Genomic DNA, 25,638 nt, shown 5'->3' with positions numbered 1-25,638 from the left:
GGATTCGGACAAAGAAAACTGGACCGGGACCACGCGCACCTGCCTCATGGCCGCGCACCACCGTCTGCCGTGCCAGCGCTCCTGCGCAGCAAGGCCGCGAACACCTGGCGCTCGCCGCCGGCGGCCGGTGGCTGGCCGCCGCGCACGCGCACTTCCGACACGTCGGCCTGCGCCGCGGTGGCCACGCCGAACAGGCGCGGCGCGCTGTGGGGCGCGGCCGGCACCGCCATGACGAGCAGGCGCGCCTCGCCGGCCGCATCGAGCCAGGGCAGGTCGAAACGCTTGACCGCCGGCTGCTCGGGCGTGCCGCGCTTGAAGCGGTTGGTTTCGCCGGCCCCGTCGGGGTACACCGCCTGCAGTGCGCCGCGCGCGTCGATGCCGGTGATGACGAGGTCGAGCGAACGGCCGCTGGTGTTGCGCACGTTCAGGCGCACGCGCTCCCCTGCGCGCAACGCAGGCAGCACGCTCGCGGCCTCGGCGACCGGCACGCTGCGCAGCAGCCGGTCGGCGCTCCAGACTTCGAGCGCCGCATCGAAACCGTCGAGCTGGCCGCCCTTCGCATGGGCCTGCAGCTGGGCCAGCCACTTGAGCTGCGCCAGCGCCTGCAGGCGGCGGCGCAGCGCGGCCACGTCGGGCACCACGACGGCGGAGGCGGCGGTGCCGAACACGGGCGCGAGCGCTTCGAGCCGATGGCCCGCGGGGCCGAGGTCGGTCCAGCGCACGTCGGCGTTCGCGGGGTCCTCGGCCAAGCGGATCGCCGCCGGGTAATCGAGGCTCAGGCCGGCGGGCAGCGGCTTGTCGGCGCGCACGCGCAGGGCCGTCGCGGCCGGCTCGGCAATGGGCGTGACGCTCCAGAACGCGCTGCCCGGCAGGTCTTTCAACGCCGCGGGCACGGCGAGCCAGGCGCCGCCGAGCTTGATCTGCGCGATGGCGGCCGGTGCGCGGCGCACGGTGCCGTCGTCGAGCGTGGCGAGCACGCGCACCTCCTGCTGCGGCGCCAGGCCGTCGAGCAGGCCGGCCTTGACGGCCAGGCTGTCGCCGCTGCGCTGCGCGCCCCACACCGGGCGCGTGGACGCGGGCGCGCCGCTGTTGGCGAACAGCGGCGCATCGAGGTTGCCCTCGGCCACGGGCGACGGCAGCTCGCGCGTGGGAAAGCGCTGCGCGAGTTCATCGATGACCGGCGGGTACAGCGCGAGCACGCCGTCGAACAGGTCGCGCCAGGTGGCGGGCCTGCGCGCCAGCGACTCGACCACGGCCCAGGTCAGGAGGCCCTGCGGCCGGGCGCTGCGCGCCTTGCGCGGCAGGCGCAGCTCGGGCGTGATCTGGTGGCTTTCGGACGCGAACAGCGCCACGTAGCGGGCGCGCGGTACGGCGTCGCCCGTCGCTGGCGGCGACAAGGACCGCGCCGTCGACGCACCGCCCGCAAGCTGCGTCGTGCGCAGGCCGCGCCAACGCACCTCGTCGTCGACCGGGCCCTCGGCGGTCGCGGGCGCATCGCCCGTGCCGCGTGTCATGGAGTTGGCGGAGCAGGTGTCGAACACCGAGGCGACGAACACGTTCTTCGCCAGGAAGGCCTGGATCCAGGCGTCGAAGTCGACGTCGCGCAGGTCGCCGCTGAGCGCGGCATCGGCGCCGAGCGTGCCGCGCACGTCGCGCGCGAGAAAGTTCTCGGACAGGCCGTCGGGCTCCTGGTAGCGCTTGGCCACGTCGCGCAGGCGCGTGCCGTGGCCGGAGAAATACAGCAGCACGAAGTCGCCGCTGGCCGACTGCGCGAGCAGCCGTGCCAGGGCCTCATGGATGGCCTGCGATTCGGGCAGCGCAGCGCCGGGCACGCCGTCGGCGAGCACGGCGATGTCGGGCGCGGTGAAGCCCTGCTTCAGCAAGGCGTCGCGCATGAGCATCACGTCGTTGCGCGGCGCCTGCAGCCACAGGGCCTGCGGCTGGTTGACGAGTTCGGAGACACCGACGAGCAGCGCGCGCTGCGCGGCCTGCGCGGCAGCGCCGCCCGCGCCCCACACCACCAGCGCGAGCAGGAACCGCAGGCTGCACGCGCGCAGGTTCATGGCGGCTCCGAGGCCGGTCCGGCCGACGCGACCAGCGGCGACGTCGCGAGCACCGACAAAGCACCGACCGGATCGGCCACACGCAGGCGCCAGACACCATTGGGCCCCGGCCCGCCGACCACTTCGGCCGACATCGTGTGCAGCAGGCGATCGGCCTCGTCGATGCGCACACCCTCGTTCCAGCGCACGACCAGGTTGGCCTGCGCCGCGACGGGTGCCGTGGGCACCGAGCGAAAACGCACGTCGTCGTCTTCGGCGTTGCCGCGCCCGCCGATGAGCCCCACGTTCTGGATCACCGCGAACAGCGCCACCGCCGCGAAGGCCGGGCGCGCCCAGCCTTCGGCGCCGAACCAGCGGCGGATGCTGCCCCACCAGCCGTCCTCGGGCCGCGGCAGCGGCCGGGCGGGCGATGGCGGCGGCGCGGCGGGGGCCTCCTCCTGCGGTTGCGCCAGCGCGCGGCCGAGTTGCAGGCCGGCATCGCGGTACAGCGCCTGGTAGTCGGTGCGCGGGTCCTGCGGGCCCAGCGGCGTGCCCGAAAGCACCGAGAACGCGCCGGCCACGCCGCGCAGCGCGATGCGCCCGGGCTCGGGCGCGATGTCGGGCGCCGCATGCGCGGCCCATTCGTCATGCACCGCGCGGATCGCGGCCAGCCGCGTGGCCGACACCTCGCCGAGCACGCGCGCGGCCAGCCGCGGGCTGGGTTCGAGCGTGAGCACGTTCCAGGCCTGGACCACGCCGAACATCGGCTCGAAGGGCTCGTCGTCGGGCTCCAGCAGCACGTCGAAGGGGCCGGCCCAGTCGGGCTCGCCGGCGGCCATCCAGCCCTGCCAGAGGTCGCCGTGGATGCAGCGGTCGAGCAGCACGCCGAGCAGGCGCCCGTCGTGCACCACGCTCACGAGGCGGCCCGGCGCCCAGCGCGCGGTGAAGGCGCGCCGGGCGACAGCCTCGCGGCGCCGGGCCAATTCGGTCAAGGGGAGCAGCAGGTCCGACACCACCGGCGTGCCCGCGCCCGCGCTGCCGTGCGGCATCGCGACGGGAGCAGCGTCCGGTGCGGCATCGCCGGGCGGCGCGCCGGTTTCGAACGCATGGCGGATCACGCTGAGCGGGGGCCAGAGGTCGGTGGTCATGGCGTCTGTTCCTGAATGGCTATGTCTTCAGACATAAGACGCTTCAGCCCCGAGGATTTTGAAAACCTGCAGGATCGCCGCCATGTTGTCGGCCGCTATCGCGATGCCCAGGGTCTGGCCGATCCAGCTGCCGATGCGGGTCTGCGCATAGCCGGCGCCCAGCCCTTCGCGCTTGTGCACGAGGCCCAGCCGGCCGGCGCGGTAGTGGTACGAGGCGATGGCGTGGCGCGAGGCCACGCCCGACAGCCCGCCCTCGGCCTCCTGCCCGAAGCCCTCGCACAGCAGGATGCGCTCGGGCTCGGGTAGCCCGGCGATGAAGGTGCGCGCCGCCAGCTGCACGGCCTGCGCGCTGAGGCCATGCTCGGCCAGGCAGCCGTCGAGGTCTTCGCCCGGGCCGAGCTCGTCCTCGAGCTGGGCCTCGGTGATCTGGTCGCCGATGGACACCTTGCGGCGAAACGAACTGGCGCGCGTGCAGTCGATGAGGTAGCGGCGGAAGTACGCGCACAGCGCGAAGGCGGTGGAAGGCGCGCTGTGGCCGGCGCGCTCTTCCGACTCGTCGGGGTCGGCATCGAGCCGCAGCACCTTCACGTAGATGAACTGCGCCACCAGCTCCTGCCGTCCCTCGCCCAGCACCTGCAGCTCGGGCGGGTTGCAGGCCACGAGCGCGTCGCCCACGATGCGGTACATGGTGCCCATGTCGTCCGAGGACAGCGTCTGCCGGCGCCGCCAGAGGCGGACGAGTTCAGAGCTTTCCGCGGACGAGAGGGTTTCCTGCATGAAGGGCCAAGGGGTCGAAAGAAAAGAGGTCAGTCGTCGACGCAGACGCCTTCCGTGGGCACGAGGCACTGCGGAAGATTGGCGCCGACCGGGCCGCCGCGCGTGCGGATCGCACCCGACACCGCCGCCTGCGCCACGGCCAGGCCGCGCGGCAGAAGAATCCACAGCTGCCCGCGCTCCTTCATGCGGCGCGCGTTGGTGGCGGCCTGCTGGCCGTTGCCGAAGAAGTAGTCGGCCCGCACCGCGCCGCGGATGGCGCCGCCGGTGTCCTGCGCGATGGTCAGGCGCTGCATGGGCGCGCCGCTGCCGGGCGTGCGCGTCGACACGAACACCGGGTAGCCCAGCGGCGTGCTGCGCGGATCGACCGCGATCGAGCGGCCGGCCGACAACGGCACGCCGAAGGCGCCCACCGGACCGCCCGCGGGCGAGGTCGATTCCTTGAAGAACACGTAGCTCGGGTCCTTGATGCCGGAGCCGGTCACCGCGCCGGCCGTGCGACGGCCCGGCACCACCACCGCGCCGCTGGCCGTGGGCCGCGCCAGCGTGAAGCCGCGCGTGCGGATCACGCTGTTGTCGATGGCGCCCGTGTCTTCGTCGTCGCCGTCGTCCAGCGTCAGCTCGAGCGAGCCGCCGCGCACCTTGACCGCGCTGCGCGGCTTGCCGTTGGCGGCCTGCGCGATGGTCGGGCGGAAGGGCTGGCCGTTCTGCTCGGCGTAGGCCACGCGCACCACCTCGCCGCTGGGCAGCTTGATGCGGCCCGAGCCCTGGATCTGCATCTCGTACAGCGCCGTGGCGCTGCTCACGAAGGCCAGCACCTTGGCGTTGGGCGCGCCCTTGGTCTCGATCTCTTCGCGCGTGTAGTACGGCAGCAGGCGCTTGCCGTCGATGCGCAGGCGCACCTTGCGGTCGAGCGTGTCGCGGGTGATGGCGGAAAGGTCGAGCGCGTACAGGCCCGGTGCGCCCATGTCGCGCGTGCTCAGGCCGCTTTGCACGATCACGTTGCGGCCCTCGACCTTCGCGGCCACCGTGCCGCTGCCGGCCGGGAGCTTGCGCGCATCGACGAACAGCATGTCCTCGGGCTGGCCGTAGACCGGGTAGATGAACGGCGCGACGTAGGTGCGACTGCCCGCGATCTCGGGCTCGAAGTAGCCGGTGACCACGCCATCGGGCTTGCGGTCGTCGTCGCGGATCTGGTAGGCCGAGAACTCACTCTCGAAGAAGCCGCGAATGGCCTGCGTGCTCTTGCCGTCGACCTTCAGCGCGCGCTCGCACACCTCTTTCCATTCGGCGCCGCGGCCGTTGAGCACCTTGCAGCTGCCGAGAAACGCCGGCCAGCTTTCCGAGAAGTCGTCGCGCGCCCAGCCCGGCACGGCGTCGAAGCCGACCGAGGTGTAGGTGGCGAGCTGGGTCGAGAAGGTGCGCGCCTGCCCCGCCACGCTGCCGCCGGTGGGGCGGGCCGGTGCGGTCGCGGAGTCGGCCGTGGTGGGCGCGGTGGTGGCCGTGCCCGTGGCGGTCGGCGGCGTGTTGGCGCAGGCGGCCAGCAGCACCAGCGCGACCACGGCGGCCGTTCGGCAAAGGGGAAGCGCGAAGTGCGGCGACGGTGACGTGTGCATGAAAGTCTCCTGGTCGGGTCGTGGAATGGGGGCCGAAGGCGGCCGACGCTCTACAGACGATTACTTCTCGACGATTTTGAAATTCGCGACGCCATAGACGTCGTTGCACGGCGGGGCGCCCGGCGCGCACACCGGTTTGCCCAACAGCGGCGACGGCCCGGTGCCGCGTGTGGCTTCGAGTGCCGCGAGCACCGGCAGCGGGAACTGCGGGAACACGCCTTCGTTCTGCACGCCCGAGGCGCCGAAGTCGCGCTCGTGCTCGCTCACGAGCACCGCGAACTGGTTGGTGCCGGCCGGCCCGCCGGCGTCCATCGGCCAGGAGGCGCGCGGCAGCGCGAGCGCGGCGTTGGCGGTGATCTTGTTGTACTTGTCGAGCAGGTTCGGGAACAGCAGGAACATCTCGCCGCCGCTGGACAGCAGGAACACGTAGACGAAGCCGTCGCGCTTGCTGCGCACCTCGAAGGCCAGCTTGTCCTTGCCGATGGCGACCTCGGCCTTCTTCGGCGTGGCCGTGACTTCGAAGCCCGGGGCGGCGCCGGCGGCGAGGGATTGCAGGGATTCGGCGGGGGTGCGTGGCTTCGGCGGTGGCGGCGGTGGCGGCGGTGGTGGGGCTTCGGCGACCTGGGTGGGGGTGTCGGGGGGTGGCGCGGGCGTGGCGGTTTGCGCCGTCTTGCCCGCATCGCCTTCGCCGCCCGAGCGGCCGAGGAACCACCATCCGCCGCCTGCTGCAACGATCAGCACGGCGGCGGCGACTGCGCCGAGGACGGCCTTGTTGCTGCCGCCGCCCTTGCTGTTGTCAGCAACAGGCGCCTTGGCGGCGATCGGCTTCGGCATGTGGGCCGTGCCGATCACGGTCGGTGCATCGGCACCCGACTGACTGCTTCGCGCACCCGACGGTGGCACGGTGCGCGGTGTGGGCGCGATGCTGTGGCCGACTTCGAGACCCAATGCCGCGCGCAGCTCCGCCATCGACTGCGGCCGCGCCTCGGGCCGCACGCCCAGGCCCGCATCGATCGCCGCGAGCAGCCGGTCGCTGTAGCGCTGGCGCAGGATGTCGTTGCCGGCCAGCGGCACGTAGCTGTCGGACAGCAGCCGTGCCACCGAGGGCGGCGGCGCGCGCCCGCACACGGCGACGTGCATCACGGCGGCGAGCGCGTAGACGTCGGTCCACGCGCCCTGCGACATGTCGGGCATCTCGGCGTACTGCTCGATGGGCGCGTAGCCGGGCTTGAGGATGACGGTGATCGCCTGCGTCTTGTCGGTGATCACGCGGCGCGCGGCGCCGAAGTCGAGCACCACGGGGCGACCGGAGCCTTCGAGCAGGATGATGTTGTCGGGGGCGATGTCGCGGTGGTAGCAGTGGGCGTTGTGCATCACGGCGAGGGCTTGCGTGACGCCGTCCATGATGCGGGTGAGCCAGGCTTCGTCGACGCCTGCGGGGATCGCTACCAGGGCCTCGCGCAAGGTGTCGCCCTTGTAGAAGGGCATGACCATGTAGGTGGTGCCCTTTTCTTGCCAGAAGCGGTAGACCTTGAGGAGCGAGGGGTGGTCGAACTGGGCGAGGAGGCGGGCTTCGTTGATGAAGCTGCGCATGCCTAGGTCGAAGGTTTCTCTGTGGCGTTCTGAGAGGGGGACTACGGTGCCGTCTTGCTGTCTTGTGGATAGCGATGTCGGCAGGTATTCCTTGATGGCTACTACGCGTTCGAGGGTGTGGTCCCAGGCCTCGTAGACGACGCCGAATCCGCCCTGGCCTACGACTCGGGTGACTTCGAATTCGGCGAGGCGGCTGCCTACGGGGAGTAGGCCTGCGTCGTGGGTTGCGGTTGCTGGGCTGGTGACGGGGACGCCCGAAGCCGTGGTGAAACCACCGCCGGTGATGACTGTGGCGCCTGTGTCAGCTTCGCTGGTGGATGGCACGGGGCGGGAGACGACTCGGGTGCGGTCGTCTTCCGGGGGAGGGGCGTTGTCGGTCATTGACCTGCTCCTGCTGGGCGAACGCCGTTTGGGGATTGCTTTCCGGGGCCGGGTCTCGGCCCGGCGGCCGACCTACTTTTCTTTGCTTCGCCAAAGAAACGTAGGCAAAAGAAAGGCGACCCTGCTGTCTGCGTCCCTCCGCTTCGCTGCGGGCAACCTGCGGTGCTCACGTTTCGCGGGGTCTCGCAGAACTCGCTTCGCTCAAACAGCTGCGAGCCCTTATCCGCGAAACGCTCCGCTCCTCGGCGCATACAGAAGGGGTTTGGATACCAACGGGCCTTTGCTTCGCTCGGCCAGTGAGCAGCAGCAGGCGCTTCGCGCCTGCTGCTGCTCGCATGGGGCGTGACGTTGAACTGGACAGGGCGCTGGCGCAGGTGCAGGCACATGTACACGTACGAGTACGAGTACGAGTACGAGTGCGAGTGCGAGTGCGAGTGCGAGTGCGAGTGCGAGTGCGAGTGCGAGTGCGAGTGCGAGTGCGAGTGCGAGCAACCCCGTGGCATCCGGCCGCTGGAAGTTCCGGGGCCGAGCGAAGCGAAGGCCCGTCCGGTGTCCAAATCCCCTCTGGCTGCGCCGAGGAGCGCAGCGTTTCGCGGATCAGGGCTCGCAGCTGTTTGAGCGAAGCGAGTTCTGCGAGACCCCGCGAAACGCGAGCACCGCAGGTTGCCCCGTAGCGAAGCGAAGGGGTCGCAGACAGTGGGGTCGCCTTTTCTTTGCTTACTTTCTTTTGGCGAAGCAAAAGAAAGTAAGTCCGCCGCCGGGCGGAACTCCCGGCCTCGGGAAGCAAAAGAAAGCAGGGCACTCATTCCCCACCCCCAAGAAACAAAGCCTCGAACTGCAAATCCCGAGGAAGCCCAGTAGCCAACATCCGAACCCCGCCTTCCAAACCAGGCGTCTCCATCCAAAGCGAGGTTCCAGCCAAAGGCAGCTCGAGCGATCGGCCCTCAACAGCGGCCTCATCGGCAGCAGAAGTCACAAACAACTGACTCAGCACCGCATCAAACCGCAGCGCATCCAAATCCCCTTCAAGCCCTTCCAGCACAGCCTGCGTCCCCAACGCCCACCACCGAAGCGCAGCAACAAGCGCCTCTCCATGCAGCGCACCAGGTACGCCTTCATCCAATTCAACGGCGAGAGTGAACGGAAAGTACCGCCCCACCCCATCCACCGAAGGCATCAACACCCCCATCCACCCCCGCTCCCCCACCACCTGCGCCCCCAGCGCAAAGCACCACACAGGCGCCTCCAGGTAATGAGCAGTCCAATCCGCATGCCGATCCCGCAACCGTGCCAACCCGCGCTGCAACCACGGGTCCCAGACAGAGCGAAACGCCTCCGGCAACCGCCGATGCGCAAAGTCCCCCATCCCCGGCAACTTCCCAAACCAGCCGGGAAGTTCGTCGGAAACAAAGAGAGAAGAAGAGGCCAGACTCACAACCCCTCCGGACAAGAAAACTCCCGCAACTCCTTCAACCGAATCGGATGCTGCACGCTGTTCGTCGTCACCTCGAATCGCGTCTTCCGCGCCCCCACCTGGAAGGTAATGAAGAACTTCTCCGGCGCATCCCCCGCTTCCAGCTGCCCGTCATCCAGAGTACGGAACAAAGCCCAAGGCCCATCCATCGCCGACCCCGAACTCCCCGTCGTCGACGGCGGACTGACTTGAACGCGCACCTGGTTGCTCCCCTTCGGCCCCGGCCACTGCACCGCCATCGGCACCACCGGCCCATGCGCGTACTTCACCAGCTGCCCGTCCACGTCCAGGATGAACTGCGTGATGCCCGCGTCCATCTCCACCGGCTTGAAGTCCAACCGCATCGACGGCCCGCGACCGCCGCCGCGGAAGAAGATGTCCTTGATGCGCGCCGCACGTTCGAACTGCGCCAGCGCTTGCGTGGTGATCGCGCCGCGCTCGGCCACGGGCTTGTAGCGCCACGGCCGGGTGCTGGTGTCGACGAGCGCGGCCAGGCGCTTCTGGAAGAAGTCGTCCATCAGGCCGCCGGCGCCGAACATCTGGCCGAAGTCTTCGGGCAGCACGTCGCGCTTGCTGCTTTGCACGAACGGGTAGCGGCCCGCGATGGCGCGGTTGCAGAACTCGGTCACGGGGCGCAGGTCCTGGCTCAGGTTGCCGCGCTCGGCCACCTGCGCCTGCGCAGCGCCGGTCTGGCTCAGGTTCTCGATCATGCTGCGCACCGGCTCGGGCAGGCGGCCCGCGTCCGACTTGAGCTTGCCGGCCACGTCGCCCGGCGGCGGCGAGGTGCGGCCCTTCACGGCCGTGTCGACGGCGTTGAGGTACACGTACACCTCGTTGAAGAGCTTGAGCGCATCGTCGATCGGCGCCGGCTGGTTCGGGCCACCCGCGGTGACGAGGCGGCGCAGCGACTCGAAGCGGTCGTCCACGATGCTCTCGATGCGCTTGCCCGGCGCCACCTGCTTGCCGGGGTCGCTGCCGAACAGGTCTTCCAGGCCCTTGCGCGTGTTGCGCACGGTCTCGGTGGCCTTGCTGACCACGTCCTTGTTGGCATCGGCCGCGGGAATCAGCGTGGTCTGCTTGACCACCGCACGCAGGAAGTTCGCGAGCGGCGAATCGACACCCGAGAGAATCCGCGCGGTCTCGATGTTCTTCTCCAGACCGCTGACGCGGATCAGCCGCACGTCGGCCAGCAGCGCCTCCCACTGCTTGACGTACTCCTCGAGGTACAGGCGTCGCACGCGGTCGGTGAGCGCGCCGAGCGCCGCTGCGTCGCGCAGGCGCTCGCTGGCGTTGCGGTCCTGCCCGAGCACCCACGGGTCTTCGGCGGCGAGCAAACCGGTGAGCACCACGACCTCGTTCTGGAAGCGCTTGTGGTACCCGTCGTAGGTGAACATGCCCGGCACGCCCTCGCTCAGCGGCTTGCCGCTGATGCGCTCGAACACCAGCGGGCCCGACGGGCCGGTGGCCTGCGCCACGCTGAAGCCCGGGATGTCCTTGGTGGCGCGCTGGCGCTTCAGGCGGCTGAACACGCGCTGCTCCAGCGGGTAGCTCGCGAGCACGGCGCGCACGCTGCGCACCAGGTTCTCGTCCATCTTCAGCGGCGAGCGCGGCGGGCCCTGGGCGATGAGCACGTCGAGCTGGTCTTCGAGCGCCTTGCGCTGGTCTTCGGGAATGCCGCGATCGAGGTTGCGCGCCCAGTCGAGCGTGATCCAGGCCTTCAGCGCCTCGGGGTCGAAGCGCTCGGGCTGGTAGAGCATGAGGTAGCTCTTGAGGGCCTCGTAGGTGAACTCGAGGTTGTCCTTCTGCGCGGTGCGCAGCTGGTCCTCGATGCGCTTGGCGATCTGCGGCAGGAAGGCGTCGTTGAGCGCGCGCTGGTGCGTGAGCATGGCGGCGGCGTCGAGCTTGTCGCCCTGGTACAGGCCCAGCGTCATCGACAGCGGCTCGTCGCCCTGGCGGTTGTCGGGCGTCTTCCAGATGTCGCGCAGGCCCTGCAGCACGGGCGCGACCTCGACCAGGTTCTGCACGCGCGTCGGCAGTGCGGCCAAGGTTTTCTGCGCGGGCTCGACGCGGGCCTCGACCGACTTCAGGTAGTTGTTGTTCTGCCAGGTGCTGTAGCCCCAGGCCGCGAGCAGGCCGACGGTGAGCAGCGTCATCGCGGCCACACCCGCCAGGCGCAGCGTGTTGCGGCGGCGCTCCAGCTTCACGTCGGCGCCCGCCAGGCGCTGCTCGGGGAACACCACCTCGCGCAGCAGCGCGGTGAGGAAGTAGCTGCGTCCGCTCGACTTCTGCGGCGCGAGCATGGCGCGCTCGATGCCGAAGCTGCGCGCCAGGCTGCCCATCACGCGGTCGATCGGGCTGCCCTCCTGCGTGCCGCTGGTGAAGTACACACCGCGCACCCACGGCGGTTGCGCAAAGCGCGAGCCGGTGAACACCTGTTCGAGCAGATCGGAGAGCAGCGGGCCGACCGAACCGAACTGCGCCGGAAAACCGAAGATCGCCGCGCGGCGCGTGCCGTCGGTCTCGCGCTGCATGCGCGCGATGAGGCCGTCGTTGATGCGGTTGTGCAGCAGGCCGAACTCGCGGTTGAAGGCGGTCGACAGGGCCTTCTCTTCGCCCTGCACGTTCTCGTCCGCCGGCAACGTGAAGCCGAAGACCTGCGCGCGCTGCTCCTTGCCGAGGTCGTCGAAGTAGTCGGTGAAGCCGTAGAGCAGGTCGCTCTTGGTGACGAGCACGTACACCGGCAGGCGCGTGGTGAGCTTGCTGTCGAGTTCGAGCAGCCGCGCACGGATCGAGGCCGCGAGCTGCGTGCGCGCCTCGGGGCCCTGGCTCAGCAGGTCGCCCACGCTCACGGTGAGGAACACGCCGTTGAGCGGGCGACGCGGGCGCGCCTTCTTCAGCAGGCCCAGGAAGCCTTCCCATGCGCTCTTGTCTTCCGACTGGTGGCTGTCCTGCGTGGTGTAGCGACCGGCCGTGTCGATGAGCACGGCCTCGTCGGTGAACCACCAGTCGCAGTTGCGCGTGCCGCCCACGCCGCGGATCGCGCCGGGGCCGAACTTCTCGGCCAGCGGGAACGAGAGGCCCGAATTGACGAGCGCCGTGGTCTTGCCCGCGCCCGGAGCGCCGATGAAGACGTACCACGGCAGGTCGTACAGGTAGCTGCCGCCCGAGATCGACAGCCAGTCGCGCCAGCCCGGCTTCTTGCCGGCGGCATGCAGGCGCATCTGCTTGAGCGTGGCGACGGCTTCGCTGAAGCGCGTGTCGAGGATCTTCTGTTCGCCGTCGACCGGCGCGCCGGCCTTGGCGGCGGCCGGCGCCTTCATGAGGCCGTCGGTCAGGTGCTGGCTCGCACGGCGCGCGCGCCAGCGGCGGTACAGCGCGCGCAGCACGACGATGAGCACGATCACGCCGATGACGATGGCGCGTGTCATCTCGCCTTCGAGCGGCGCGAGCGAACCGATCTTCACCAGCGGGCCGATCCACCAGATCAGCAGCGCGACGACGATCAGCGCGAGCAGCGTCAGCAGCAGCGGGCTGAACAGGAAGCCGAAGATTTTCTTGATCATTTCGTCGCTCCTGGAACGGGAGCAGCCGGTGCAGCAGCGAGGCGCTCGGGTTCGGTCAGCAGCACGATGTCGACGCGGCGGTTGCGCGCGCGGTTGGCCGGCGTGTCGTTGGCCACCACGGGCTCGGCGTCGGCCTTGCCGTCGGAGCGCATGCGCGCGGGCTCGACCAGCGTGGAGAGCGCGCCCTTCACCGCATCGGCGCGCGCGGCCGACAGGTGCCAGTTCGACGGGTAGCGCAGCGAGCGGATCGGCTGGTTGTCGGAGTGGCCGGTGATGAGCACCTCGCCCTTCACCTCGGCCAGTGCCTGGCCGATGCGGCGCAGCACCGGCAGCGAGGCAGCCATGGGCTCGGCGCTGCCCGAACCGAAGAACGAATCGCCGCGCAGCCGCACCACGCTGCGGTCGGCCTCGTCGGTCACGGTGACCAGGCCCTGCTTGATCTCAGGCTCGAGAAAACGCGCGAGCCGCGGCGACTTGGCCGGCGCGGCGGGCGGCGCGATCTGGATGTTGGGCACGCGCAGGCTCGACACGGCCGCGTAGGTGGTGTCGGAGCGGTGGTTGAGCGTGAGCCGCAGGCCGAACCACGCCAGCGCCAGCAGCAGCGCGAAGCCGGCCGCGAACACCCACAACGGCAGCGACTCGCGCAGCCGCACCGTGCCCGCGCCCTGCCCGCGCCAGTGCGGCGACAGCTCGGGCTCGACCGGCGGGCGGTCTTTCGCGATCAGGTCGGCCAGGCGCTGGCGCACCGAGTCGAGCTGCGCACGGCCGTTGTCGACCACGCGGTAGCGGCCTTCGAAGCCGAGCGCGAGCACGCTGTAGATCAGCTCCAGCAGCTGGCGGTGCGTGGGCACGTCCTGCGCGAGCTTGGCCAGCAGCTGGAACACCTTCTCGCCGCCCCAAGTCTCGTTGTGGAACTGCACCAGCAGGCTCTGCTTGTTCCAGCCGGCCTGCACGCCCCAGGGTGTGTTGGCCACGGCCTCGTCGAGCGCGGTGCACAGCACATAGCGCGCGGCCAGCACCGACTCATTGCCCACTCCCGCGCGGCGCGCCGCGGCATCGAACTGGTTCACCGCGTCGGCGGTGGACGCGCGCAGCGCCGGCACGTTGGGCGGCTGCGCGAGGTTGCGCAGCTTGCCGATCAGCACCAGCAGCTTGCCGGCCGCCGACACCAGCGGATTGAGCAGGCCGATCTCACCCACCTCGGCCACGGGCGTCGGATCGGCGCCGCCGAAGAACGGCGCGGGTGCAGCAGCCGGCGGCGTGCCGCCCGGCGTGCGCGGCTTGGGCTTGATGACCGTGCGCTCGGACTCGAAGGCGGCAAAGGGGTCGGGAGGGGTACTCATGAGAACTCCACGCAGGTGACGTCCCTTCGGGAGACGCCGCGGAACCGGCTTTGCCGGGCCGCAGGTGTCGCCCCCGGCGAGGGGGTTGGCGAAGCGACACGAAGTGCGCGAAGCCTGGGGGTGGTCATGATCTGATGGCCCAGAACGCGAGGTCGAGGCCGGGGAAATCGCCCGCGATGTGCATCGCGATGCCGCCCGATTGCTCGAGCTGGCGCCACAGGTCGCTGTTGCGCGTTTCGAGTTCGAAGTAATTGGCGCCCGTGTGGAAGGGAATCTGGCGCGGCGCCACCGGCATCGGCGTCAGCGTGACGCCCGGCAGCGCGAGGTTCACAAGGTCGCGGATGCGCTCGACCGGGCCGATCTTCACCTGCGTGGGGAAGCGCGCGCGCAATGCCTCGCTCGGCATGTTCGCGCTCACCGCGAGCACGAAGGTCGCCTTGCGCTGCAGCTCCACGTCGGTCACGACCGCCACGCGCACGCCGTGCTTGCGGTCGTGCAGGTCGATGCGGATCGCCGACTGCTCGAACACCATCGACAGGCTGCGGCGCAGGTCGTCCATCACCGGGCGGAAGCTCAGCGCCAGGTCGTCATGGATGTAGGGCCCGAAGCGCGTCACGCGGCGCGTGTCGCGGAAGCTCGCGAGATCGCCAGCCAGCCCGAGCGCATGCTCGAAGAAATGCTGCGGGTGCAGCATCGCGCTCTTGGCCAGGTGCGCAAAGATGGCTTCGTTGCGGTTCACCGCCTGCAGCAACATGAAGTCGGCGATCTCGGCCACGCCGCCCGTTCCGCCCTGGGTCATGCGCCCCGCCAGCGCCTCGCCACGCTGGCGCAGCAGGCCCAGCAGCTCGTCGAGCCAGGCGCGGATCACCGCATGGCCGGCCACGTCGAGCAGCGGCGGCAGCATCGCGCGGTCGAGCTGCACCTGGTTGTCGACCCGGCGCTCGACCACGCGGGCCACGCCCAAGGTCGCCCACGCATCGGTGGCTTCGCTGGCGCGTATCAGGCGCGTGTGGAGCTGGCCCAGCTGCAGCATCGCGGTGCGCTCGCCGGCCGTGTTGGAGTCGGGCACGTCCGACTCCAGCACCCGGTGGCGCACCAGCTCTTCGTACTCTTCAGCGTCGGCTTCGCGCGCCCCGGCACGGCGCAGCGGCAGCGCCAGCACCACGGCTTCGTCGCGCATGGACGCAGGGATGTCGATAGGCTCGGGCAGCGGATCGACCGCCGGCATGTCGAACACCGTGCCATCGCCGAAGATGCCCACCGCCCGCACCAGCGCCAGCTTGCCCAGCGTGAGCGCCGCCGCGTCGATCTCGACTTCGGCGAATCCCCAGGCGTAGGGCGTGGTGGTGCGCAACAGCACATGCCGCGCATGATCGGCATGGCGCTCGCTCTGCTGCAGGTGCTGAGGCTGCAACAGCATCCCCTCGCTCCAGACCACTTTGGTTCGCCAACTCATCCGCACTCCGTCAACGGCAAGGGTGCCGGGAAGAAAGAAGAAACACGAAGTTTCCGGCGCGGGGAGCGGGAGGCAAATCCGCCTTAAGGCCTAGCTAATGGCCTAGGTGGGGCGGGAGGGGGTACGGCGAAGGGAGTAGATGCGAGGCCGGCCATGGGCTGGGCGCACTGGCGGGATGCGGCCAGGAAGCGCGCTGTCGGCTCACCGGTTCAGAACTGGGGCGACGGGCCCGCCCGCACGTTCCGATCGGTATCGGAACGCAGGTTGAGCTCGTTCATCATGAACCCCTGCGAAAGATCATTCGCCTTGTGTCTTCGCAGCGACATCAGTCGATCACGCGTCAACTGCAAGGCGCCCAGAAGGATTCCGAAGGCGTCACCTACAAGCAAGTAGATGAGATAGATGCCAGGAACGGTTGCCACCACGAACAACATCAACGCCAAGGAACGTGCCATCCCTCCTGGATTGCTCAGTTCGATGAAATGCTCATTGAAATCGAATACTGCGCGCATTGATGAGAAGCTCGGTCGCGCGAAGGCATCCTGCTCATTCCGCTCTTTTCCGTTTGTTTGCGAGAGCCTTCTTCTCGCCGAGCTGCCCCCTCTTTCGGACCATAGAGTCGCGTTTCCCCGGCAACATCCGCGTGGTATTTCAATGCCGAATGAATACCTCGGCTTCGTTTTTCATGCTGAAACGCAGCCTCAAGAATAAACACGACATGAGCTCCTGAGCCAAGCCGGCAACAACGTTGGCCAACTGGATCTTCATGGAATCTAGGCCCTACGGATTTCGAAGCCCTGAAGCGCGGAACGAAAACAGAGGATCGCGAGCATGCGGCTGAACTTCCTGTGAAGAGATGTGGCAGCCCTACTCAGCCGCAACTGCGACAGAGCGCAGCTAGGAGGCATCTGCGGCACTTTCAATTTCCTCTGGAAACCGTGCCTGCCATGTCAGGCACTGCCCGAGGAAGTTGCCGATGAACATCAAAACGATCAGCGGAAGGATCAGCAGTGAGATGCCATCACTGATCTTCCCGATGAACCCTTCTTGCTGAAATGCTGGATACCACTGAGTCACGCTGAGCCACGCTTCCTTGATGCTGGGCCGATAACCAATGACTGTCTTGGGTTTGGGCACCGAATCGGGCCCCTCCTCCATGTATCGACGGATGTACTCCCAGAATGCCATCCAATCGCCCACCGTCTTGAAACTGGTCCGTCGCCCGATGAACTGCATCGCACCGACCTTGCCCCGCTCCGTCTCACTTCCCCAGATCAGCAGAGGCCAATGCATGAGGACGGCATTGGCGTCAGCGCTCTTGCTCAAGCTTGGGTCAGTATCAGACCAGTCGAACACCATCAAGCCACCCGCGTACTTGGGGCGAAGCAAGTACACCTTCTGGGTTTCCCAATTGAATCGAAGGCGGATCCAGCGTTGGGTGAGCAACTCGTAGCGGAAAAAATAGCGCTGCATTGCCCAAGTAAAGCCAGCCGCGAACACCGTGAATCCAATGGCATTGAGCAACGCGACCAGTGTCGTGGTTCTAACCAGAACCGTTCCATCCGCACGATGCCCGGTCGAGTAAAGAAAAATGACGTCCAACCATCCACTGGCGACAAAGCTCCACGCCATCCAGTAGCACCCCCACCCAAACAACGTGGTGATACCCCGGATGTCGTTGCTCCAAGTCCTTACCTCAAGCCATTTGTCGTTTCGGGCATGCAGCAAGCCTTGGTCGTCTGCCCGCTCCACGATTCGTTCGTGCCGATCGTAGGCTTGAGTGCTCTCAAGTTGCTGTCGAGTGAGCAGGCGTCCTCCCTTTTTTGCCTTTTTGATCGTTTCATCAGGGGTATGTCTGCGCCCCAATCGAAGCTCTTCCGAGGCCAGTTCTTTCGCTGCTTCATAGTCGATTTTTTCGAACCAGTACATCATTCCTCTGTCACCTTGAAAGCGATGTATAGGGCCGCCAGCTCTTCACCGACCTTTTCATAGAGCGGCTCAGACTGGTGTCCAGGTTTTGGCGGCAACCGAAAGCTCGACCGCTTGATCCATTTTTGAATTTCGTCGTCACCGAGCTGTCCGATGATCCAGGTCGTGGACAGCGCGCCCGGCATCGACGACTTCCTTGGGAGGAAAACAGGTCGCGCAGTTTGCGAGTCGCCTCGCGATCACACTGATAACAATGGTCAAACTCCACGCACCTCTCTCACCGTGCGTGGGATTTTTCTCAGAGCGCCCCGGGCTTCGTTGCCGCTGCCGCATGCCCCTGAATCAGCGCCATCTCCACATTGGCGGCTTGCACCACCGCAATCTCCTCATAGCCCCTGCGAATCTGTTGTCCCACGCGCAAGGCGTTCCCACCCATACCGAACCCCACCGACACGATGACAGAAAGCACGTTGAGCAACCCGTCCGTGGCTGCCGTTCCTATGGTGTCTTCTCCGAGGATGATGAGCATCGCCAAGCCCATAAGCCCCAGCCCCACCCACCACATGCGATGGAAAAGGGCCCAGAACGCCCCGAAGAAAAAACCCGGCCAGCTCCAGCCGTCCTTGATGGCCTGCACACTGCCGAGGGGGTCCTTGAATATCTTGTAGGTCTTCATTGCGTGACTGCCTTCCCGATAGAGATCGTTGTTGTCGGATGCGGGCTCTCGCCCCGGCCTCTCTCCGACGCGCAACGCACACCGCACAAAGCCGTTCGCAAGAACGCCTTCGACGACAACAGCCTTCACCCGGAAAGAGGTCGCGCAGTGTGGAAGCCACCACGCGTTTGCAATGACAACAATGGTCGCCCGCCGCGACGTGTCTTCAGATACCCGCGCAAAGCGCGTGATTTGTCATGGGCGCGGCCTGCGCGGGCCGTGCTTCAGCGCGAAGCGCTCGACGCTTTCAGCGCCTCCACCTGCGCCGCATACGCCTTCTCGATCCGCTGCAGCCGCTGCTCCCGCGCCGCATCGTTGACCCACGCCGCCGACAACGCGCGCTGGCGCCCCAGCTGGTATTCCAGCTTGGCCTCCGGCAGCAGCGCGCTGTCGTCCGCCGCGACGTAGCCGTACGCCGCGCGCAGGTTCTTCAGCACCTCGCGCTCGGCGTCGGCGCGTGGGCCCTTGCCCTTGCCGTAGCCGACGAGGAAGGCCTGCAGCTTCGCCTGGAACTCGGGCGGGTAGTCGCGGCGCACCACCATCGGTGCGCCGGGCGGTGGCTCGGACTCCCAGATCACCTGCAGCCGCGCGGCCTCGACCGGGAACTGCTGGCGGAAGCGCTCGAAGTCGGTGGTGTTGTTGGTGGCCACGTCGGCATCGCCGTTGGCCACGGCCAGCGCAGTGGCCTGGTGGGTGCCGACGAACTCGCTGCGAAAGCGGGTTTCCATCTCGATCTGGTTGGGCAGAAAGAGCTGGCTCTGCGGCACGATGAAGCCGGTGACCGAGCGGCTGTCGCCGCGCGCGAGCCGCCAGCGCTCGGGCTGGGCCAGCAGGCCTTCGAGCGTGTTGAGCGGGCCGGTCTTGCGCGCGAGCAGCACGGCGCGGTGCTCGGGCATGCCGTCGCGCCGCGCGATCTGCGCCACCACCTTCATGCGCCGCTGCATGACGGCGTCGAGCGCCATCTTGGCGGAGAGAAAGGCCATGTCGATCTCGTCGCGGCCGATGGCGCGGTCGAGCTCTTCGTAGGACGGCACCGAGTACGCGCTGACGGGCAGGCCCAGCGCGCGGCTCATGTCGGCCATGAGCGGCGTCCACAAGGCGCGCGACTCGACGGTGCCGCCCAGTGGCAGTACGCCGAAGCGCACCTCCTTGATCACCGGCGTGCCCTTGGCGGCGGGCGTCGGCGCGGGCTGCGCGCCCGCCGGCCATGGCGCCATCAGCGACGACGACAGGGCCAGCGCAAGCAGGGTCCGGCGGTTCAAGGGCTCACGTCCTTCAACACGGCGAGCTGCTCGGCGTAGCCGCTCTCCAGCCGCTGCAGCCGCGCCTGGCGCGCCGCGTCGTTGACCCACTGCGCGGTCTTCGCGTTCTGCATGGCGAGCTGGTAGGCCAGCTTGGCGGCGGGCAGCAGCGAGCTGTTGTCGGCGGCCACGAAGCCCGCCAGGTCGTGCAGCGACTTGAGCACCACGCGCTCGGCGTCGCCGCGCGCTCCCTTGCCGCGGCCGTAGGCAACCAGGAAGGCCTGCACGCGCAGGCGCAGTTCGGGCGGGTACTCGCGGCGCACGACGATCTGCGCGTGCGGGATCAGCTCCGACTCCCACAGCACCTGCAGCCGCTGCGCCTCGGCCGGAAAGCGCAGCTTGAAGCGCTCGAAATCGGCCGAGTTGTTGGTGGCCACGTCGGCCTCGTTGTTGGCCACGGCCAGCGCGTTGGCCTGGTGCGTGCCGACCACCTCGCTCAGGAAGCGCGTCTCCATGACGATGTGGTTCGGCAGAAAGAACTGCAGCTGCGGCACGATGAAGCCCGACACCGACTGCCGCTCGCCGCGCGCCAGCCGCCAGCGCTCGGGCTGGTCGACGAGGTTTTTCAGCGTGTTGAAGGGCGGCGCCTTGCGCGTGAGCAGCAGCCCGCGGTAGCCGGGCAGGCCGTCGTGGCGCACGACCTGGGCCATGACCTTCATGCGCTTCTGGCTCACGGCGTCGAGTGCCATCTTTCCCGACAGGAACGCCATGTCGACTTCGCCGCGCTGGATGGCCTGCTCCAGCGCTTCGTACGAGTTGACCGAGAGCACGCTCACCGGCCGCTGGATGGCGCGGCTGAGTTCGGCCAGCAGCGGGTCCCAGTCGCTGCGCGACTCGAAGGCACCGCCCAGCGGCAGGATGCCGAAGCGCACCGGCGCGTCCGCGGCGGGCGCCGACGCCTGCGCCGCAGCCAGCAGCGGCAGCAGCAAGAGCCCCACGGCCAGCGCCAGGGCCGCACGGCGGCCGGTGCCGGGAAAACTGCCGAAACGACGCAAGAAGGCGTGCATGGAAGGAGCGGAAGACACGGGGCCCGCGGCGAGCCGGCGGGGTCTAACATGGGCGACGCGGACGCCATTACATCCCAAATGCGAGTCTTTCTCGTGATGTTTTTCCGGTCTTCCCTGTTCGGGGCCGTGGCCCTAAGCTCGCGCCCCATGCGTTCAAGGCCCTCATGAACTGGAACTTCCGCCTCCTGCGCGGGCTGGCCCGCCTCACCTTCGCCCAGCAGCTGATCCTGCTGGCGCTGGTGCCGGCCACGGCGGCCACGCTGGTGGCCATCGCGGTGCTCACGCGCCAGCACCTGGGCAACCTCACCGAGCTGATGCGCGCCAACGCGCAGACGGTGGCGCTGCAGGTGGCCACGGTGGCGCAGGCCCCGCTGGCGCGCATGGACCGCCGCGCGCTGGCGCGCACCGCGCAGACCGGCACCTACCAGCCGCACGTGCAGCAGGTGCAGATCTGGACCGAGGACGGCGAGATCGTCGCCAACTCCGAGACCGTCGACCGCCGCCGCGGCGAGGGCCTGCAGGTGGTGGTGCCGATCGTCAGCGACGACGGGCGCCACAACGGCAAGGTGATGGTCGAGATCGGGCTGGACGCGGTGCAGAGCGCGCGCCGCTCGGTCTGGCTCAACGTGGCGCTGGTGCTGGCCATGAGCCTGCTCGGCGTGGGGCTGGCCGGCTGGTGGGCGGCGCGCCGCATCAGCGAGCCGATCCGCGCGCTGGGCGAGGCGGTCGACCGGCTCGGCGCGGGCGAGGCCGCCAGCGTGGCGATCGAAGGCACCTCGGAGGTGCGCCACCTGCAGCACGGCTTCAACCAGGCGGCACGCGCGCTCGCCGAAAGCCACCGGCTGCTGCAAAGCCGCATCAACGAGGCCACGGCCGAGCTGGCGCGCAAGAACCAGCTGCTCGAAGTGGCCAGCCAGGCCAAGACGCGGCTGCTGGCCGCCGCCAGCCACGACCTGCGCCAGCCGCTGCATGCGCTCACGCTGTTCTCCGACGGACTGGCCAACGGCGAGACCGACCCGGTGAAGCTGCAGCGCATCGGCCACATCCGCGAGTGCGTGGATTCGCTCGACCGGCTGTTCTCGGAGCTGCTGAACCTGTCGCAGCTCGACGCCGGCGTGCTGCAGCCGCAGTGGGCCGACTTTCCGCTCGACCGGCTGTTCGACGAGATCAGCCGCAACTTCCGCCCCGTCGCCGAGCAGCAGGGCCTGCGGCTGGTGGTGCGCAAGACCGAGCTGTGGGTGCGCTGCGACTACGTGATGCTCTCGCGCATCCTGAACAACCTGGTGTCGAACTCGCTGCGCCACACGGTCGAAGGCGGCGTGCTGATCGGCGCGCGCGCCCGCGGCAAGGGCGTGCGCATCGACGTGGTCGACACCGGCGTGGGCATTGCCGCGCACCACCAGGCGCGGGTGTTCGAGGAGTTCTACCAGGTCGAGCCGGCCAGCCGCAGCAACGCGCCCGGCGGCGCGCGCGGCATGGGCCTGGGGCTGGCCACGGTGCAGCGGCTGGCCGAGCTGCTGAACACGCGCGTCGAGCTCAGCTCGCGCCTGAACAAGGGCACCTGCGTGCGCGTGCAGGTGCGCGCCGCGCCCGCCGCGCTGCCGGCGCCGGTGGCACCGGCACCCGCGGCGACCAGCGCCGACGACGAGAGCAACGGCGACAGCCTGGTGGACCTGCGCATCCTCGTCATCGACGACGAACGCACGATCCTCGAAGGCCTGAGCGTGGTGCTGTCCAACTGGGGCGCCACGGTGCTGGCCGCGCAGACGCGCGCCGAGGCGCTGGCGCTGGCCGACCACTGGGACACGCCGCCCGACGTGGTGGTGAGCGACCTGCTGCTGCAGGGCGGCGACAACGGCCTCGATGTGATCGCCGCGCTCGAGCGCCACCCCAACGGCATCGGCGCCGGCACCGCGCGCCTGCTGGTCACCGGCGAGACCAAGCCCGACCGGCTGCGCGAGGTGGCCGCCGCCGGCATCGCCGTGCTCTACAAGCCGGTGTCGCCGCGCGTGCTGCGCCAGGCGATCCAGGCACAGCGCGCGGCCGCGCTGGTGATTGCCGCGGGCCTCTGACACGGTACCTTCCCGGTAGGCGCCGGGTAGTCCGTCGGACATAGACCAAGCAGCCGCCGCGGTGTGATCTTCCTCACACGCGCAGGCCCTCGCGCATGCGGGCATAAGCCCTCCGCCTTATCGCGGGAAACAGGGCGCGTCCTTACATTGGACCATTGCCTCTCGCTGCACAAAGCAGTCCATGTCCGTCGCTGTGAACCATCCCATTCCGCTTTTCTCCGGAAGAGTGCACCGTGCTGTCCACGCGCTGCTGGCCTTCGGCCTCGTGCTGTGCCTGGCCGCCGCGCCGCGCGTGGCATCGGCGGCCACGCTGACGGTGCTCGTCGGCGACGACCAGGCCGCGTCGGCCGAGTTCGTGCAGCAATTGCGCACCGGCCAGTCGGCCTCCGGCAAGTTCGAACTCGTGCGCATCGGACCGGGCGCCCCGGCCGCGGAGCCGGCCAGCACCGACACCGAGCCCGCCGCCAACACCGGCGTGCGCACGCGCAGCCTGCGCACCGCGAGCGACGCGGGCCTCACCGTGGCGGTCGGCACCGCCGCTGCGCGCGCCGCCCTCGAACGGCCCGGTGCCGAGCCGCTGGTGCTCGCGATGCTGAGCCGCCTCGACTACGAGACCCTCAAGGCCGCCAGCCCCGTTGCCCTGCGGCGCGGCGACCGGCGCGTGGGCGTGCTGCTGCGCGACCCGGCCATGGCCGACCAGCTCGCACTGGTGAACGCCGTGCTGCCGCAGAAGCGCCGCCTGGGCATCATCGCCACGCCCGAATCCGAACCGCTGGTGCGCGAGTTGCAGCGCGCCGCGCAGAACGCCAACCCGGCCTGGGACCTGCAGGTCGAGATCGCGCCCGACGCGCGCTCGCTCGCCGCCGCGCTGCGCGCCCTGGTGCCGCGCAGCGACGCCCTCATGGTGCTGCCCGACCTCATCGGCGACAGCCAGGCCGCCACGCTCTCGGTGCTGCATGCCGGCGCCGGCGCGGGCCTTCCGGTGTTCGGCGCCAGCGAGGGCCTGGTGCGCTCGGGCGGCCTGGCAGCGGCGGTCTCCACGCCCGGCCAGCTCGCGCAACAGGCGCGCCAGCTCGGACAGAAGGTGGCCAGCGCAGGCAGCACCGGCAACAACAGCCCGCTGGTGGAGGCGGCCACGCCGGCCACCGTGCGGATCAACGCGACCGTGGCACGCGGGCTCGGCCTGCGTCCGCCGGAGGAACGGGAGCTCACCGAACGACTCGCAGCCCCGCGATGAGCACCACGCCGGTCCCTCCAGGCCCGCTGTCCCACCCGACGGCGGCGGGAGCGGCCACGGCGACCGAATCGCCACCGCCCCCGCCTCCTCCGGCCGCCGCCTCGCTCGTCGTGCGCGGCAACCTGCAGCGCGACCTGTTCCGCCTGGGCGTCGTGCCCTGCGCGGCGGTGGCGCTGGCGCTCACCGGCTGGTTCACCCACAACCGGCTGCAGACACTCGAAGCAGCCTTCGATGCCGAAGGGCAGGCGGTTGCGAAGCAAGTGGCGGCGATGTCCGACCTGAGCCTGTACGCGGGCGACCTGCCGGCGCTGCAGAACGTGGCCTCGGCGGCATTGCGCGGCGGACAGGTGACGCGGGTGGAGATCAGCAACAGCGCCGGCGTGTACGTCACCGCCGGGCCGAAGAACGAATCGCTCGCGCAGCTGCGCATGTTCAGCGCGCCGGTCACCTTGCGCGAGGCCTCGCGCGCCAGCGCCTTCGCGCCGGCCGGCTCCACCGCGGCGGGCGACACGCCCATCGGGCTGGTGCAGACCTTCCGCGACACCACCGCCTACACGCACGAGCGCAGCCGCTCGCTCATCGCCGGCATCGGCATCGCGCTGGTCGCGCTGCTGGCGGCCTGGGCCTCGGTGCGTCACATGGCGCGCACGGTGGCGCGGCCGCTGCGGCGCGTGTCGCGTACCGTGGCGGCGCTGGAGGCCGGCCACTTCGAGGTGCGCTGCGACGTGGTCGAAGGCGGCACGCGCGGCACGCACGAGCTGGCCGTGCTCGCGCACGACATCGACCGCCTCGCCGAGCGCCTGCAATACAACCGTCAGGTGAGCGAGGAGCGCGTGCGCGAGGCCACCGCCGTCGCGCTGCAGCGCATGGCCGAGGCCGAGCAGGCCGCCCTGTCGCGCGCGCGCTTCCTGGCCGCCGCGAGCCACGACCTGCGCCAGCCGTTGCACGCCATGGGCCTGTTCATCGACGGCCTGCTGCCCAGCGCCACCGAAGCGCAGCGCCCGGCCGTGCTGCGGCTGCAGGAGAGCACCGGCTTCATGGGCGTGCTGCTCGACGACCTGCTGGAAATCTCGCGCCTGGACGCGCAGGTGCTCACGCCCGCCATCACGCGCGTCTCGCTGGCCGCACTGTTCGACCAGCTCGACGCGCAGCACGCCCCCGCCGCCAGCGCCGCGCAGGTGCGGCTGCACTGGCGCGACCGCGGCCTGGCGGTGCGCAGCGACGCGGCGATGGTGCAGCGCATCGTCGGCAACCTCGTGGCCAACGCGCTGCGCCACGCACCCGAGGGCGGCACCGTGCTGGTGGCCGCGCGGCGCAGCCGGGCCGGCGTGCGCATCGAGGTGCGCGACAACGGCGTGGGCATCGCACCCATCCACCAGGGCCGCATCTTCGAAGAGTTCTACCAAGTGGCCAACACCGAGCGCGACCGCCGCCGCGGCTTCGGCCTGGGGCTGGCGATCTGCGCGCGCATCGCCACCCTGCTGGGCACCCGCATCACCGTGCGCTCGGCGCTGCAGGCGGGCAGCACCTTCGCCTTCACGCTGCCGCCCGCGCGCAAGGCCGATGTCGCGCCGCCCGAACCCGCCCCGGTCGCACCGGCGCCGCTGGCGGGCCTGCGCTGCCTCGTGGTGGACGACGACCCCGCCATCCTCGACGGCACGCACGCGCTGCTCACGCAGTGGGGCTGCGAGGTTGAATGCGTCACCACCGGCGCCGAGGCGCTGGCGCGGCTGGGCACCGGCGACATCGTCTACGACGCCGTGCTGTGCGACCTGCAACTGGCCGGCGACGCCGACGGCGTGGAAGTGATCGATGCCGCCCGCCGCCTGCAGCCCGGCGCGCTCGCCGTGCTGGTGTCGGGCGCCACCGGGCCCGAGGTGCTGCAGCGGCTGCGCCACGGCGGCGTGACGCTGTTGACCAAACCGGTGGCACCGGCCAAGCTGCGCGCACTGCTCACCACGCGGCGCCACGCGCCCGGCGCCTGACC

At 69.5% G+C, this 25,638-nt stretch carries 18 protein-coding genes; 3 read left to right on the top strand and 15 right to left on the bottom strand.

All coding sequences use genetic code 11. The annotated features are described in order from the left end of the window. Positions 1-44 precede the first annotated feature (44 nt). The 15 genes from AC57B8_RS12510 to phnD (AC57B8_RS12440) form a co-directional block, all read right to left on the bottom strand. The gene (locus tag AC57B8_RS12510) at positions 45-2,063 is read right to left on the bottom strand and encodes a caspase family protein (protein ID WP_496479773.1); all 2,019 of its coding nucleotides are present in this window, start codon (positions 2,061-2,063) and stop codon (positions 45-47) included. Next, a complete protein-coding gene (locus tag AC57B8_RS12505; protein WP_496479772.1) occupies positions 2,060-3,190 on the bottom strand; it encodes a hypothetical protein in 1,131 nt (376 codons plus the stop codon). The genes AC57B8_RS12510 and AC57B8_RS12505 overlap by 4 nt, the downstream gene beginning before the upstream one ends. A 27-nt stretch (positions 3,191-3,217) precedes the next feature. Continuing rightward, the gene (locus tag AC57B8_RS12500; protein WP_496479771.1) at positions 3,218-3,967 is read right to left on the bottom strand and encodes a hypothetical protein; all 750 of its coding nucleotides are present in this window, start codon (positions 3,965-3,967) and stop codon (positions 3,218-3,220) included. Between the two features lie 29 nt (positions 3,968-3,996). Then, complete coding sequence (mltA, locus tag AC57B8_RS12495; RefSeq protein ID WP_496479770.1) at positions 3,997-5,580, bottom strand: murein transglycosylase A; 1,584 nt, start codon at positions 5,578-5,580, stop codon at positions 3,997-3,999. 60 nt (positions 5,581-5,640) lie between these two features. After that, on the bottom strand, positions 5,641-7,554 hold the full coding sequence (locus tag AC57B8_RS12490; protein WP_496479769.1) for a protein kinase domain-containing protein: 1,914 nt from the start codon (positions 7,552-7,554) through the stop codon (positions 5,641-5,643). Between the two features lie 802 nt (positions 7,555-8,356). Then, positions 8,357-8,989, bottom strand: coding sequence for a type VI secretion system-associated protein TagF (gene tagF / locus AC57B8_RS12485; protein ID WP_496479768.1), 633 nt, complete (start codon positions 8,987-8,989; stop codon positions 8,357-8,359). Further along, a complete protein-coding gene (gene tssM, locus AC57B8_RS12480) occupies positions 8,986-12,591 on the bottom strand; it encodes a type VI secretion system membrane subunit TssM (RefSeq protein ID WP_354347943.1) in 3,606 nt (1,201 codons plus the stop codon). Before tssM ends, tagF begins: the two co-directional genes overlap by 4 nt. Next, positions 12,588-13,934, bottom strand: a complete 1,347-nt coding sequence (locus AC57B8_RS12475; RefSeq protein ID WP_307587705.1) for a DotU family type VI secretion system protein — start codon at positions 13,932-13,934, stop codon at positions 12,588-12,590. The genes tssM and AC57B8_RS12475 overlap by 4 nt, the downstream gene beginning before the upstream one ends. A gap of 124 nt (positions 13,935-14,058) precedes the next feature. Further along, on the bottom strand, positions 14,059-15,390 hold the full coding sequence (gene tssK / locus AC57B8_RS12470) for a type VI secretion system baseplate subunit TssK (RefSeq protein ID WP_496479767.1): 1,332 nt from the start codon (positions 15,388-15,390) through the stop codon (positions 14,059-14,061). A gap of 209 nt (positions 15,391-15,599) precedes the next feature. After that, entirely contained in the window at positions 15,600-15,902 is a 303-nt protein-coding gene (locus tag AC57B8_RS12465) for a hypothetical protein (RefSeq protein WP_496479766.1), read from the bottom strand. A gap of 385 nt (positions 15,903-16,287) precedes the next feature. Continuing rightward, positions 16,288-17,319 carry a DUF6708 domain-containing protein gene (locus tag AC57B8_RS12460; RefSeq protein WP_496479765.1) on the bottom strand — a complete coding sequence of 344 codons (1,032 nt, stop codon included), beginning with the start codon at positions 17,317-17,319 and terminating at the stop codon, positions 16,288-16,290. Continuing rightward, complete coding sequence (locus AC57B8_RS12455) at positions 17,319-17,504, bottom strand: hypothetical protein (protein WP_496479764.1); 186 nt, start codon at positions 17,502-17,504, stop codon at positions 17,319-17,321. Before AC57B8_RS12455 ends, AC57B8_RS12460 begins: the two co-directional genes overlap by 1 nt. Before the next feature lie 113 nt (positions 17,505-17,617). Beyond that, the gene (locus tag AC57B8_RS12450) at positions 17,618-17,995 is read right to left on the bottom strand and encodes a DUF2628 domain-containing protein (protein ID WP_496479763.1); all 378 of its coding nucleotides are present in this window, start codon (positions 17,993-17,995) and stop codon (positions 17,618-17,620) included. Positions 17,996-18,258: 263 nt separating this feature from the next. Then, positions 18,259-19,296, bottom strand: coding sequence for a phosphate/phosphite/phosphonate ABC transporter substrate-binding protein (gene phnD, locus AC57B8_RS12445; RefSeq protein WP_496479762.1), 1,038 nt, complete (start codon positions 19,294-19,296; stop codon positions 18,259-18,261). Next, on the bottom strand, positions 19,293-20,342 hold the full coding sequence (gene phnD / locus AC57B8_RS12440; protein ID WP_496479761.1) for a phosphate/phosphite/phosphonate ABC transporter substrate-binding protein: 1,050 nt from the start codon (positions 20,340-20,342) through the stop codon (positions 19,293-19,295). The genes phnD (AC57B8_RS12445) and phnD (AC57B8_RS12440) overlap by 4 nt, the downstream gene beginning before the upstream one ends. 164 nt (positions 20,343-20,506) lie before the next feature. On the opposite strand from phnD (AC57B8_RS12440), the gene AC57B8_RS12435 reads away from it, so the two are divergent. The 3 genes from AC57B8_RS12435 to AC57B8_RS12425 all read left to right on the top strand — a co-directional run bounded on the left by AC57B8_RS12435 (position 20,507) and on the right by AC57B8_RS12425 (position 25,636). After that, entirely contained in the window at positions 20,507-22,414 is a 1,908-nt protein-coding gene (locus AC57B8_RS12435) for an ATP-binding response regulator (protein ID WP_496479760.1), read from the top strand. A 226-nt stretch (positions 22,415-22,640) separates the two neighbouring features. Further along, a complete protein-coding gene (locus AC57B8_RS12430) occupies positions 22,641-23,651 on the top strand; it encodes an ABC transporter substrate binding protein (protein WP_495266037.1) in 1,011 nt (336 codons plus the stop codon). Beyond that, positions 23,648-25,636, top strand: a complete 1,989-nt coding sequence (locus AC57B8_RS12425; RefSeq protein ID WP_496479759.1) for a hybrid sensor histidine kinase/response regulator — start codon at positions 23,648-23,650, stop codon at positions 25,634-25,636. The genes AC57B8_RS12430 and AC57B8_RS12425 overlap by 4 nt, the downstream gene beginning before the upstream one ends. Positions 25,637-25,638: the final 2 nt, after the last annotated feature.

Source organism: Variovorax sp. BGA-UO-ETr-C22, assembly GCF_059567965.1.
Note: the sequence above shows the minus strand (reverse complement) of the source record. Positions and strands in the feature narration are given on the sequence as shown.

Coding starts and splice junctions, on each gene's coding strand:
- AC57B8_RS12510 (WP_496479773.1), bottom strand. CDS start 2,063: ATGAACCTGCGCGCGTGCAGCCTGCGGTTCCTGCTCGCGCTGGTGGTG.
- AC57B8_RS12505 (WP_496479772.1), bottom strand. CDS start 3,190: ATGACCACCGACCTCTGGCCCCCGCTCAGCGTGATCCGCCATGCGTTC.
- AC57B8_RS12500 (WP_496479771.1), bottom strand. CDS start 3,967: ATGCAGGAAACCCTCTCGTCCGCGGAAAGCTCTGAACTCGTCCGCCTC.
- mltA (WP_496479770.1), bottom strand. CDS start 5,580: ATGCACACGTCACCGTCGCCGCACTTCGCGCTTCCCCTTTGCCGAACG.
- AC57B8_RS12490 (WP_496479769.1), bottom strand. CDS start 7,554: ATGACCGACAACGCCCCTCCCCCGGAAGACGACCGCACCCGAGTCGTC.
- tssM (WP_354347943.1), bottom strand. CDS start 12,591: ATGATCAAGAAAATCTTCGGCTTCCTGTTCAGCCCGCTGCTGCTGACG.
- AC57B8_RS12475 (WP_307587705.1), bottom strand. CDS start 13,934: ATGAGTACCCCTCCCGACCCCTTTGCCGCCTTCGAGTCCGAGCGCACG.
- tssK (WP_496479767.1), bottom strand. CDS start 15,390: ATGAGTTGGCGAACCAAAGTGGTCTGGAGCGAGGGGATGCTGTTGCAG.
- AC57B8_RS12465 (WP_496479766.1), bottom strand. CDS start 15,902: ATGCGCGCAGTATTCGATTTCAATGAGCATTTCATCGAACTGAGCAAT.
- AC57B8_RS12460 (WP_496479765.1), bottom strand. CDS start 17,319: ATGTACTGGTTCGAAAAAATCGACTATGAAGCAGCGAAAGAACTGGCC.
- AC57B8_RS12455 (WP_496479764.1), bottom strand. CDS start 17,504: ATGCCGGGCGCGCTGTCCACGACCTGGATCATCGGACAGCTCGGTGAC.
- AC57B8_RS12450 (WP_496479763.1), bottom strand. CDS start 17,995: ATGAAGACCTACAAGATATTCAAGGACCCCCTCGGCAGTGTGCAGGCC.
- phnD (WP_496479761.1), bottom strand. CDS start 20,342: ATGCACGCCTTCTTGCGTCGTTTCGGCAGTTTTCCCGGCACCGGCCGC.
- AC57B8_RS12435 (WP_496479760.1), top strand. CDS start 20,507: ATGAACTGGAACTTCCGCCTCCTGCGCGGGCTGGCCCGCCTCACCTTC.
- AC57B8_RS12425 (WP_496479759.1), top strand. CDS start 23,648: ATGAGCACCACGCCGGTCCCTCCAGGCCCGCTGTCCCACCCGACGGCG.